The 12,655-nt window shown below is 29.6% G+C and carries 12 protein-coding genes; 7 read left to right on the forward strand and 5 right to left on the reverse strand.

The genetic code is table 11. From position 1 onward, the window contains the following. Positions 1-70: 70 nt before the first annotated feature. Positions 71-757 carry an aquaporin Z gene (gene aqpZ, locus ABNT14_RS06175; RefSeq protein ID WP_101901619.1) on the reverse strand — a complete coding sequence of 229 codons (687 nt, stop codon included), beginning with the start codon at positions 755-757 and terminating at the stop codon, positions 71-73. A 131-nt stretch (positions 758-888) separates the two neighbouring features. Here aqpZ and ABNT14_RS06180 point away from each other — a divergent pair, with 131 nt between their 5' ends. The 4 genes from ABNT14_RS06180 (at position 889) to lipA (ending at position 3,963) form a co-directional block, all read left to right on the forward strand. Continuing rightward, a complete protein-coding gene (locus tag ABNT14_RS06180) occupies positions 889-1,095 on the forward strand; it encodes a membrane or secreted protein (protein WP_101901617.1) in 207 nt (68 codons plus the stop codon). Positions 1,096-1,179: 84 nt separating this feature from the next. Next, the gene (locus ABNT14_RS06185; protein ID WP_101901615.1) at positions 1,180-1,743 is read left to right on the forward strand and encodes an RNA polymerase sigma factor; all 564 of its coding nucleotides are present in this window, start codon (positions 1,180-1,182) and stop codon (positions 1,741-1,743) included. Positions 1,744-1,821: 78 nt separating this feature from the next. After that, complete coding sequence (locus tag ABNT14_RS06190) at positions 1,822-3,042, forward strand: Nramp family divalent metal transporter (protein WP_101901613.1); 1,221 nt, start codon at positions 1,822-1,824, stop codon at positions 3,040-3,042. 51 nt (positions 3,043-3,093) lie between these two features. Beyond that, on the forward strand, positions 3,094-3,963 hold the full coding sequence (gene lipA, locus ABNT14_RS06195) for a lipoyl synthase (RefSeq protein ID WP_101901612.1): 870 nt from the start codon (positions 3,094-3,096) through the stop codon (positions 3,961-3,963). A gap of 244 nt (positions 3,964-4,207) precedes the next feature. On the opposite strand, the gene ABNT14_RS06200 is transcribed toward lipA, so the two are convergent. The 3 genes from ABNT14_RS06200 to ABNT14_RS06210 form a co-directional block, all read right to left on the reverse strand. After that, on the reverse strand, positions 4,208-5,566 hold the full coding sequence (locus ABNT14_RS06200) for a pyridoxal-phosphate dependent enzyme (protein ID WP_101901610.1): 1,359 nt from the start codon (positions 5,564-5,566) through the stop codon (positions 4,208-4,210). A 252-nt stretch (positions 5,567-5,818) separates the two neighbouring features. Beyond that, positions 5,819-6,442 (reverse strand): hypothetical protein, encoded by a 624-nt coding sequence (locus ABNT14_RS06205; protein ID WP_101901608.1) that lies wholly within the window; start codon positions 6,440-6,442, stop codon positions 5,819-5,821. A 358-nt stretch (positions 6,443-6,800) separates the two neighbouring features. Beyond that, positions 6,801-8,036: an ABC transporter permease gene (locus tag ABNT14_RS06210; protein ID WP_101901606.1), complete on the reverse strand. Its 1,236-nt coding sequence runs from the start codon at positions 8,034-8,036 to the stop codon at positions 6,801-6,803. A gap of 140 nt (positions 8,037-8,176) precedes the next feature. Between ABNT14_RS06210 and ABNT14_RS06215 the strand changes: the two genes are divergently transcribed. Next, positions 8,177-9,466, forward strand: coding sequence for an exo-beta-N-acetylmuramidase NamZ family protein (locus ABNT14_RS06215; protein WP_214985912.1), 1,290 nt, complete (start codon positions 8,177-8,179; stop codon positions 9,464-9,466). Positions 9,467-9,656: 190 nt separating this feature from the next. Here ABNT14_RS06215 and ABNT14_RS06220 read toward each other — a convergent pair whose 3' ends face one another. Beyond that, on the reverse strand, positions 9,657-10,334 hold the full coding sequence (locus tag ABNT14_RS06220) for a class I SAM-dependent methyltransferase (RefSeq protein ID WP_101901604.1): 678 nt from the start codon (positions 10,332-10,334) through the stop codon (positions 9,657-9,659). Positions 10,335-10,465: 131 nt separating this feature from the next. Between ABNT14_RS06220 and ABNT14_RS06225 the strand changes: the two genes are divergently transcribed. Together ABNT14_RS06225 and ABNT14_RS06230 are read left to right on the forward strand one after the other, a co-directional pair. Continuing rightward, positions 10,466-10,825, forward strand: coding sequence for a hypothetical protein (locus tag ABNT14_RS06225; protein WP_101901602.1), 360 nt, complete (start codon positions 10,466-10,468; stop codon positions 10,823-10,825). A gap of 615 nt (positions 10,826-11,440) precedes the next feature. Beyond that, on the forward strand, positions 11,441-12,637 hold the full coding sequence (locus tag ABNT14_RS06230) for a hypothetical protein (protein WP_101901721.1): 1,197 nt from the start codon (positions 11,441-11,443) through the stop codon (positions 12,635-12,637). Positions 12,638-12,655 lie beyond the last annotated feature (18 nt).

Genomic DNA, 12,655 nt, shown 5'->3' on the forward strand with positions numbered 1-12,655 from the left:
CTTCAAAAAAAATAATTTAAAAACAAAAAAACACCTAAAAAAGGTGCTTTTGTATAGAAACAGAACATTTTTACGCTTTGTCAAATAATGCTTTATGAATAAATCCTGCAACAATTGCTCCTGCAATTGGTGCAACCCAAAACAACCAAGATTGTGCTAAATAACCGCCTCCTGCAAATAAAGCCTGACTCATAGAACGTGCAGGATTTACCGAAGTGTTAGTGATTGGAATACTGATTAAATGGATTAATGTTAAGCCTAAACCAATAGCAATTGGAGCAAAACCTTTAGGCGCTCTGTCGTTAGTGCTTCCTAAAATTATCAATAAGAAAAACATGGTTAATAAAAATTCAGTAACAAAAGCCGATGTCATATTATAACCTGCTGGCGATAATTCGCCATAGCCGTTAGCAGCAAAACCGCCGATAGATTCAAAACCTGATTTTCCTGAAACAATTAAAAACAAAGCACCCGCAGCTAAAATTGCACCTACTAATTGAGAAACAATATAAGGCACTAATTCTTTTGCTGAAAATTTACCTCCTGCCCATAAACCTAATGATACTGCAGGGTTAAAATGCCCTCCCGAAATATGCCCAACAGCATACGCCATAGTTAAAACTGTTAAACCAAAGGCTAAAGATACCCCCATAAAACCAATACCTAATTCAGGGAAACCAGCAGCAAAAATGGCACTACCACAACCACCAAAAACTAACCAAAATGTTCCAAATGATTCTGCTAAATACTTTTTCATATATTAAAAATTAAATTAAACAATTATTTTTTATGATTCTCAAAAAAATGAAAAATCACCGCTATAAATTTACAATAAAATAATTTTATAGAAAAGGAAGTTCGTATCTTTGCATAACAAAATTTAATATTATGAAGTTAATTTTTATTACTATCGGACTATTAGCTATTGCTTTTGCTGGGATTGCTATAAAAATTTGGGCAAAAAAAGACGGTGAATTTGCTGGTACTTGTGCGAGTCAAAATCCTGTTCTAAACGAAAGTGGTGAATCTTGTGGTTTTTGTGGAAAAACACCTGATCAATTTGATTCTTGCACCGACAATGAACATGAAAAATAACAAATAATATTTCTTTTTCTTATAGTAAAAATCATCTGTTTTAATAGCTTTATTTTTTATTACTATACACTACAAACACACCTTTTGGAAATACCTAAAGAAGAAGTACTTCAACATATTCAACTAGCTAAAAAAGGAAATCAAATTTCTTTTAATTTTTTGTTAGATACATTTTGGGGAAATGTATATAGTTATCAATTGGCTAGAATAAAAAATGATAACGACGCTGAAGATATTACCATTCGGACTTTTTCTAAAGCTTTTGATAAAATTGATACATTTAATGAAGAGTATCAATTTAAAACATGGCTAATTGCTATTTCTAAAAATGTATATGTTGATTCTTTAAGAAAAAAAAACAGTGTAATTTCTTTAAACACTTCTAAAGAACAACAGGAGGCCGCATTTAGAATTATAGACAACACACCATCGGCTGAAGACACGCTTATTACCGAACAAAACTTAGCCAAACTTTTAAGAGATATTAAGAAATTGAAACCAAAATATCAGGAAATTATTAATCTGCGGTTTTTTCAAGAATTAAGCTACAAAGAAATTTCAGATAAAATTGGAGAACCAATGAATAATGTTAAAATTAAATTATTAAGAGCTAAAAAATTATTAGCAGAAATAATCAAAAAATCTTAACTTACACTGCTTCAAGTTTTAAAAACCAATTACTTGAAAGACATATCTTATTTTAAACTTTTTTCAGCTCCCCTTTTTATGAAAAAATCACTATCAAAAATACTTGGTCCTGGCTTGTTATTTACTGGTGCAGCAATAAGCGTATCTCATTTAGTACAAGCTACAAGAGCGGGTGCCGATTTTGGTTTCGGACTACTTTGGGCTTTATTAACTGTATCCTTTTTTAAGTACCCTTTCTTTCAATTTGGACCTCGATATGCTAACGCTACAGGTGAAACGCTACTAGATGGCTATAAAAAATTAGGTAAAAATGTATTAATTACATATTTTATTTTAAATTTTGTAACCATGTTTACCATTCAGGCAGCAGTTACTATTGTTACAGCCAGCTTAGCATCTAGTATTTTTGGATTTACAAATGATTTGGTTATTTGGACTGTTATTATTTTAGGAATTAGTATTGTTATATTAAACTTCGGGAAGTGTAAATTACTTGATAACTTAATGAAATACCTCATCATTATTTTAACAATAAGTACCATTGTAGCGGTAATAGCAGCTCTTTTTAGCACCAAAAAAGGATTTAATTTTCAGCAAATACTACCTAGTGGAACAGCACAAATTACCTTTTTAATTGCTTTTTTAGGATGGATGCCTGCGCCTTTAGATGTTTCTATTTGGCACTCTCTCTGGTCTGTAGAAAAAAGCAAAGCTACCTTCAAAAAAATAAAACCCAAATATGCTGTTTTTGATTTTAATGTAAGTTACATAGCAACCTTCTTTTTAGGGGTTTGTTTTGTTGTACTTGGTGCATTAGTGATGTATCAATCTGGAGAATCTTTTTCAAACAAAGGAAATCATTTTGCTCTGCAATTAATCAATTTATACACCGAAAATTTAGGTGATTTTTCTTATTTATTTATAGGAATAACCACATTTACCACCATGTTTAGTACAACTTTAACAACCTTAGACGCTTCTCCAAGAGCAATGACCAAGGCTTCTAATTTATTATTTGTTAAAAAAAATAAGCTAAATTATTCTTTTTGGATATTTTTTTTAGCCTTTGGTACTTTTATTATTCTAAACTATTTTTTAACCGATATGAGTTTTTTAGTTAAAATAGCTACTATTTTATCGTTTTTAACAGCTCCTTTTTACGCTATTTTAAATTACGTGTTGATAACAGGAAAACATACCCCTAAAAAAAATCAACCAAAATTAGCCCTGCGGATTTTAAGTATTGCTGGTATTATTTTTTTAATCGGATTTAGTCTTTGGTTTTTAATCAATTTATAACTCTTTTCTTTGTAAATTTGCTATTCAATTTTTTATCGAATTTTTATTGAAATGGCAAACGAATCAGTAATAGTACCAGAAAGAGTAAAAAAACCAAAATGGTTGCGTGTAAAGCTTCCTGTTGGGAAAAAATATACCGACTTAAGAGGTTTAGTAGACAAATATAAATTAAATACCATTTGTACCAGTGGAAGCTGCCCAAACATGGGAGAATGTTGGGGAGAAGGAACTGCTACCTTTATGATTTTAGGAAATATTTGTACCCGTTCATGTGGTTTCTGTGGAGTAAAAACAGGAAGACCTGAAACCGTAGAATGGGATGAACCCGAAAAAGTAGCCCGTTCTATTAAGTTAATGAAAATTAAGCATGCCGTTTTAACATCAGTAGATAGAGACGATTTAAAAGATGGTGGTTCTATTATTTGGGCAGAAACTGTAAATGCAGTGCGTAGAGCAAATCCTAAAACAACCATTGAAACATTACTTCCTGATTTTCAAGGAAACGAAAAACTAATTGATCGTATTATTGAAGTTGCTCCTGAAGTAGTTTCGCATAATATGGAAACTGTACGCAGGTTAACACGTGAAGTTCGTATTCAAGCAAAATACGATAGAAGTTTAGGGGTGTTAAAATACTTGAAAGAAAAAGGAATGCGTACTAAATCGGGAATTATGCTTGGTTTAGGCGAAAAGGAAGAGGAAGTTATTCAAACCATGAAAGATTTACGTGCTGTTGGTTTAGATATTATTACTATTGGGCAGTACTTACAGCCTAGTAAAAAACACTTACCTGTTAAGCAATTTATTACCCCCGATCAATTTAAAAAATACGAAACTTTAGGTTTAGAAATGGGCTTTATGTATGTAGAAAGTGGTGCTTTGGTCCGTTCGTCTTACAAAGCACATAAACATGCTCAATAATAATTAAGAATTTATTAACGTTTTAACCCCTTAAACAAGTCAATAGCGTTAAAAAAATGTCAAATAATTTATTTTTAAGCAACACCAATTGTTTAAGTTTTAATTTTGCAGTGCCTTTAGTTAATAAATGCTTTAAAACAGCTTTGTAAACTGTTTTTCATAATTTAAATTATTTGAATTAATTTAAAAAAGCCCACTCTTATGAGTGGGCTTTTTAATTATTTTTACTTTTAAATAAAAAATATTAAATAGCATTTATAATATCGTACTTGGTAATAATATGGTGTTTTCCATTTCCTAAATCAACTAAAACTGCTTGATTTTCTTTTGTAATTAACTTAGAAACAGCATCAATTGAAGCGTCTAACTTTACCATAGGATACATAGCGCCCATTATATCTTTTATTGGCGTATCGGCAATGTTTTTATCGGCAATATAACGGTGTAATAAATCTGCTTCGTCAATAGAACCTACAAAACCATTGGCATCTCTTACCGGGATTTGTGAAATTTTAAATGCACGCATTCTTTCAATAGCATGCGACACTAATTCTTCGGTTTGAACGCTTACTAAAGCTTTATCAAGGTGTCCTTTAATTAAATCTTCAGCGGTAGTTACTTCTTTATCTAAATAACCACGTTCACGCATCCAATCGTCATTAAACATTTTCCCTACGTATCTACTTCCGTGGTCATGAAAAATAACAACTACTACATCGTCTTTTTTGAAATGTTCTTTTAATTGTAACATTCCTTTTATTGCTGATCCTGCTGAATTCCCAACAAAAATCCCTTCTTCTTTGGCTATTTTACGGGTATAAACGGCTGCATCTTTATCGGTAACTTTGGTAAAACCATCGATTACAGAAAAATCTACGTTTTTAGGCAAAATATCTTCTCCAATTCCTTCGGTGATATATGGATAAATTTCATTTTCATCAAAAACACCTGTTTCGTGAAATTTCTTAAACACAGAGCCGTAGGTATCAATTCCCCAAACTTTTATATTCGGGTTTTGCTCTTTTAAATACTTTGATGTTCCTGAAATAGTTCCTCCTGTTCCTACTCCAACTACTAAATGTGTAATTTTACCATCAGTTTGTTCCCAAATTTCAGGTCCTGTTTGCTCGTAATGTGTTAAAGCATTCGATGGATTATCATATTGATTTACATACCATGAGTTTGGCGTTTCTGCTCCTAATCGCTTAGAAACTGAATAATATGAACGAGGGTCTTCTGGCTCTACATTTGTTGGGCAAACAATAACCTGTGCACCAACGGCACGTAAAATATCCATTTTTTCTTTAGACTGCTTATCAGAAAGTACAAAAATACATTTATAGCCTTTTATAATTGCCGCTAAAGCCAATCCCATTCCTGTATTTCCTGAAGTTCCTTCAATAATAGTTCCTCCTGGTTTTAAACGACCGTCTGCCTCAGCATCTTCAATCATTTTTACTGCCATTCTATCTTTAATAGAGTTCCCTGGATTAAAGGTTTCTACTTTGGCTAAAACTAAAGCATCGATTTCTTTGGTTACAGAATTTAACTGAACTAATGGCGTGTTTCCAATAGTTTCTAAAATATTTTTTGCGTATTTCATTTCTTCGTTTTACAAAGGCAAAGGTAATTTTTTTTAAACGTTTTACAAGTATCCTATTTGTTTAGTATTTGTTATTAATAGCAAGAAAAATCGTAATATAATTACTATATTTTCTGCTTTTAACACCTCAGATTATCAATCATACTAAAAGTAGTCGCTTATTTTTAAAATTTAAAAAACCATAACATTTTAAGGTTATGACTTTATATTTTTACTATTGTTATCGCTTGCTTATATACGCCTGACTTAGTACTAAACTGCTAAAAGAGTTTGATCTCTATCAAAAGACCATTTATTGTCTTTTCTAGATAAATAAATTATGTGCTCACTATAACAACCATCTAAACAATCAAATTTTAACACAAAAAATGCTTTATTTTTTCTTTTATTGATGTAAACTCTTGAAAACACATATCTAGCTACTGTAGCACTATCATAAGAAGAAAAAGATATATTTTTTGAAAGTTTAATCTCTTGTGTCGGATTAAAATTAATTTCTTCTTTAGATTTCAAATCATAATCATCTATGTTCAAAACTAACTCTAGTGTCTTATTGTTGACAGAAGTTAATGTCTCATTTATAAAAACATTTAGTGTCTTTTTTATTTTTCTATTTTTCTTATATTCAACATAAAGACTATCAAAACCAATCTTTTCTAATTCATCTTCAGTATAAATTCTCTGTTTATAATCTCTAAAGCCTTCAAATGAATAATCATTAATAAATAAATCGGAAAAAACATCATTAATCACATCTAAATCTTTAATATTTTCTTTTTTCAAATCACATGAAAACAATAATAAAATTGCTATAAAAAAGATGGTAATAAAATTTTTGATATATAGAGCATGTTTAAAAATTAAATAAACTGTCATTTCGAGTGTTTTTTCCCTCCAAATTCCTTTTAGTCATTAAAATCACTCGAATTGACAAGAATTATCAAAAAAAAGCTAAAAACTATGATAAATTAGGATGCGAAACTGAAATAAATTCAGTTTGACGGATTCGATTTCTTATTTTTATCTTACAAAACTTTTTTAGATGAAATTTAAACAGGCTCATAGTATAGATAATTTTGATTGATTTTTACAAGGAAACTAATAGCTGTAAATTCCCTAAAAATCCCTAGCCCCGATTGTAGCATTTGTTTGAGCTCTTTTTTGATTTTTCTTCAAAAAAAGCGAGTGCGGAAAGCGGGAAATAGCTCCAAAAAAAAAGTCTAAAAATAATTATTTACGCAAATTTTATGGCTTTTGATGGGGCTATTTTTGTGATAATATATGAAGGGATTATCAGCATTAAAAAACATAAAAATAGCGTTCCTAAACTTAGTGTGATAATCGCTAAAATACTGATATCAACAGGTACGGTTGCCACTGCATAGGTTGCGGGGTTTAGCTCGATTATTTTAAAGTATTTTTGAATTAATAACAGCGATATCCCTATTAAATTACCCCAAAAAAGTCCTTTTAAAATTAAATAAGAGGCGTTGTATAAAAATATTTTTTGAATGCTCCAATTACTGCTTCCTAAGGCTTTTAAAATACCAACCATTTGTACACGCTCTAATATTAAAACCAGCAAGGCGGTTATCATATTAATTCCGGCTATTAAAATCATAATTCCAATGATAAACCATACGTTATTATCAAAAAGTTTAATCCAATCAAAAATTAATGGGTAATTTTCTACAATCGTCATGCTGTTTAAGGTAGATCCGATGTTGCTATAAATCTCGTTTCCTTTTTGGGTTAACTCCTCAAAATTATCAATTAAAACTTCAAAACCGCCTATTTGATCGGCTGTCCAACGGTTAATTTGTCGAACTTCTCGGATATCGCCAAGTAGCATAGTTTTATCAAATTGGGCAAAACCTGTATTGTAAATCCCTACAATAATTGGCTTTCGCATTTTATATTTCAGCTTGCTTTTGGTAGCGCTAAAAAGGGTTTGAATGGTGTCGTTTAATTTCAAATTTAACCTGCTGGCAATTGCCTGAGAAATTAGTATTTCTTTGTTTCGAGGCAACTCAAAATTTGGCAAGCGTCCTTCGACTAAATATTCTTTGAAAAATGAAAAATCATAATCGGAAGAAACACCTTTAAAAACAATGGCTTCAAAATCGGTTGGGGTTCTTATAATTCCGCCGATATTGGCAAAAACTTGCACGTTTTTAATGCCTTGAATATGTGTAAACTTCGGATAAAAATCTTGGGTTTTAGAAATCGGTACGGTAGAAATATCTGAGTTATTGGTATCGTAATTTACAATTTGAATATGCCCTTTAAAGCCCGTCATTTTATCGCTGATTTTTTTCTGAAAACCTGATGCGATTGCTACGGAAATTAACATAATTACAATACCTAAAGCAATAGCAATAGTCGCAATTTTAATAATAGGCGATGAAATACTGCTTTCACGTTCTTTTCCTGCAATAATTCGTTTGGCGATAAATAATTCGAAATTCAAAAGTTATATTTTTTTAGAGACTCAAAAGTACTTAATTATTGCTTAATTTTAGGCGATGCTTAGTAGCAATTAAATTTTTAGTGGTTTTTATTCGTAAAAGGTTTTTAAGTAGTAATTTTATCTTTTTTAAAGATATTTACATGAAAAACAATTTTAGTTACTTTTTATTATTATTAATCTGTTTTAGTTTTCAATTTTCTTCTTGCGCTCAGCAACAGAAATCAATGCCTAAAAAGGTAGCAACAGCAACTACAACCCCTACAAAAACAACACTTCCTTTAAAAATTGGCGCTGATAGAACCAATTTATATCTACATAAATTAAAAGGAAAAAATATCGCTATTGTAGCCAATCAAACTTCTGTTTTAAATGTTTTACAACGTGCCGAAGTAGCTCCTAATACAATGGGGTTAAAAACAGTACAATATCATTTAGTTGATTATTTACACGATTATAAAAACATCAACGTGCAAAAAGTTTTTGCACCCGAACATGGTTTTCGTGGTAAAGCAGATGCTGGCGAAACGGTTATTGACGGCGTTGATACTAAAACGCAATTACCGATTATTTCGTTGTACGGAAAAAATAAAAAGCCCTCGCAAGCGCAATTAAAAAATATCGATGCTGTAGTTTTTGATATTCAAGATGTTGGCGCTCGTTTTTACACCTATATATCGTCATTGCATTATGTAATGGAGGCCTGTGCCCAGGCAAATATCCCTGTAATTATTTTGGATAGACCCAACCCTAACGCTCATTATATTGATGGTCCTGTTTTGCAAATGACGCATACAAGTTTTGTAGGAATGCACCCTGTTCCCGTGGTTTATGGAATGACAATTGGCGAGTATGGAAAAATGATAAATGGCGAAAATTGGCTTAAAAACACTTCAGGAAATGTAAAATCTAGTCTAAAATGTGATTTAACCGTAATTCCTTTAGAAAATTATACGCATAATACAAGTTATAATTTACCGATAAAACCATCGCCTAATTTACCCAATGAAATTTCTATAAACCTATACCCTAGCCTTTGTTTTTTTGAAGGTACAACGGTTTCGGCAGGTAGAGGAACTAACAAGCAGTTTCAAATTTATGGTGCGCCTTATTTGAAAAAAACGGCCTTTAGTTTTACCCCAAAAGCTAACGATGGTTCAAAATACCCAAAGTATAAAGGGAAATTATGCTATGGTGAAAACTTGCAAAAACAGCCAAAACTTTCGGGCTTAAACTTATCTTGGCTGATAAAAGCCTATAAAGAATCGCCTAAAAAATCTTTTTTCACCGTGTTTTTTACCAAACTTGCTGGAACAAAAAAATTACAGCAACAAATTCAACAAGGTTTATCAGAAAAAGAGATTAAAAAATCATGGGAAAAAGACTTGTTTGAATTTAAGAAAATTAGAGCGAAATATTTGATTTATAAATAGCATTTAAAATTAAACTAAGAAAGGCAAGGATAAAAGAAAGGGGTTGAAACCCCTTGTTAAAAAGAGTATCAAATCGAACCTGTCAATATGTATTTATTTCAGATTCTCATCCTGATTTGCCGTAGTTCTACTCTGATGCGATGCTGAAAAAATTCAGCATAACGACACAAAATAAAAGCATAAAAATCACTTAAAAAATAGTGTAAAGTGTCGTTACAATTATGCCTTTTTTATCTTCTAAAACAACCGATAAAAGCTCTTTTTTCTCTTTCATTTGAAAATTAAAAGGAGCTTTTAAAATATTTAATCCGCTTTTCTTTTTAAGTCGAATCCCCTGCCCTGAAATAATATCTTTATTTGGAATAAACTCTCCGTTTGGTAAATGTTCGGTTAAAATAACGTATTTAAAATCGGCTAATTTAGTTAGCACTTTTTGTACTTCATCGTTCGATAAATGTTGTAAAACTTGCCTTAAAATTATGCAATCGGCAGTTGGTAAGGTATCTTTTGCGATATCTAAGGTTTGAAAAGTTAAATTCGGATTTTTAAATTTTTCGGTGTTATATGTTATGAGTTCTGGCACAATATCTGCCGCAATATATTGCTTTGTATGTGTTACTAATTCTTTTCCGATATTAAAATCGCCACAGCCTAAATCGCAAACTATTAATGGTGTTTCAAAAGATTTTAAAAATGAACTTACCACCGATAAATAAGGCGCTACAATTTCAGCCTGGTGTGAACCCGCTCCCGAATAAAAAGCGCTGTTGTTATTTCCCCATAAATTCAGTTCATAAACCTGTTGCATTGCCTCTTTTGTTGGCCATGGAGTTTTTGGAGGTTTAGGATTTGTCGTTAAATTATTCATTTATAGATTATTATTTATAATAAATTAAAGCGATTATTATTGAGGATAAATTAAGCTTCAAAAATAATAGAAAATAATAGAATTGTATCTTTATCCTCTTTTAAAATTATAAAAATTATTTATTAAAATAAATGAAAGACGCAAATATAGCATCCGCAAGTAAAACCAAAACTTACAATAAAGTTCAAAAAGAAATTAAAAAATGGATGCGTAAAAATTCTTTTTTAATTACAAAAAACGCAAGATGGTACGTAGGAATTACCAACGATCCTAGCAGACGAAAAAGAGAACACAAAAATAAAAATAATATACAATGTCTGTATTGGAAAACGTGGAATATGAAATCTGTTCGACTATCATTGGCCTTAGAAACTCATTTTCATAATAAAGGTTTATTGGATAAAGACCTAAAAGGTGGTTACGATAGAAAAACATCCAAACATATTTATGTTTATAAGAAGTTTCCTACTTTGATTAATAAATTGAAGTAACTTTATTAAATCATTTTATTTAGAAATATACCTAAAATATTGATGAACGAGAAAATATAGGTATATCTGATTTTGATAAAATTAGACAAATAATCATTTTACTTGTTTATCTTTAATATTTACAGATGTTCAATAAATTAAAATTATCAAAATAATATATCCAAAAACTAATGATTTTAAATAAAAACAAAATTCCAGTAGCTTTTTCTATTATACAACTATTATGTTTCGTTTTATATTATATTTTTGATACTCCTCTTGTACACCCTCATGTTATGATATCTATAGAAACATTCTTTTTTTTAATAATAAATACTTTTTTAATACTTCTATTTTCGATATTTTTTTTAATTAAAAAAAAACAAAATATTAGTATTTGGATTATCCCTTTTTTCTTGTTTATCTTTAATTTATATCAAACTACATAATATTTAAAAAATAGATAATAATTTAAATAGGATTTATTTCAACATAATGATAATTTGGTTTAAAATAAAAATTAAACTAACATCAAACTATATTTCAAGTATTTAATCTTGATTTTTTTGTATTTTTATAGAACATCGCCAAGTATGAAATTTGGCGATGTTTAAATTGCTGAAAAAAATTTGGTTTATGAATACTTTTAAGAATATAAAAGAATTAGTATCTATTCTTTATCGAGAAGAAAAATTGCTTTCTGAAATGTTTAGTAAACGAAAATTGCTTCATTATAAAAAAAGTTACGCTTTAGATATTGTTGATAATGATGAATCGAAAATTAATTCCCTTTTAGAATTATCGGTACTTCGAGAGAATGATAATTGTTTAGAAATAGATGATGTATTTCTTGATTTTTTTGAAAAAATACTAGAAGTTAATGAAGAAATAAATGTTTCTTTTATTGATGAAAATATTACAGAAATAAAAGAACGAATAATTTATTATCTTGAAGTAAAGAATGAAAAACAAAAAAATAATCATCTAAAATTCATCAAAAAAACCTTTCGTAAAATAGGCAATATCACGCTACGAAATGTAATCGATATACGACGAAATATCGAAAATACCTTTAAAAATGAACCTAATTATAAAGTCAAAAAATTAAAATTAAAAAGCCTCGATGAAAAAAGAGACACTATTAAAAAATTAATTGACAAAACATTAAGCTTAATCAATACAGAAGAAATTACGTTTTTTGAACAAGCAAAAGACGAAGAATTAAATCAGATTCTTATCGATTTAAAATATAATTTAAGTGACTGTTCTCACAATCTTATTGCAATTCAAAAACAGATAATTAATTTCTTAAATCAAATAAAACATCAAGGCGAGTTTTTAGAAAAATTACGAAAAATAAAATATTTAAAAGACCAATTTCGAATTAAATCGGAAACCGATATTCAAAAAAATTTTTCCCTTAAAAATGACGTAATTTTTGAAAAACGTATTTCAGAACCGCTAAATTTATCGATTGATTTTTTAAGAGATGATGAAAATGCTTTTACGATTATTAAAAAAATTGCAAGCAAAAACCTCGATAAACTACATTATAAACCGCTAATTGCCGATAGTATTTCTGATGAATATTTAGAAAATAGTATCGAACAAGAAGTGATGATAAATTTAGAGGAAATACGAAATGAATTTGTAGGAACAAGCGATAATCTTTTTAATTTCATTCTTAATTACGATTTTTTAAAAGAAGTTGATTTTAACGAGCGTGTTACTATTTTTTGTCAAGTAGCTTCACAATTTGAATTAGAGTTAAAATTCGAAAATGAATATCAAAAAAATAATGGGATTGAATATGCTTTAATTTATCCGAAATAGAGAAAAATAAAAATTCAA

Source organism: Tenacibaculum dicentrarchi (assembly GCF_964036635.1).
GTDB lineage: Bacteria > Bacteroidota > Bacteroidia > Flavobacteriales > Flavobacteriaceae > Polaribacter > Polaribacter dicentrarchi.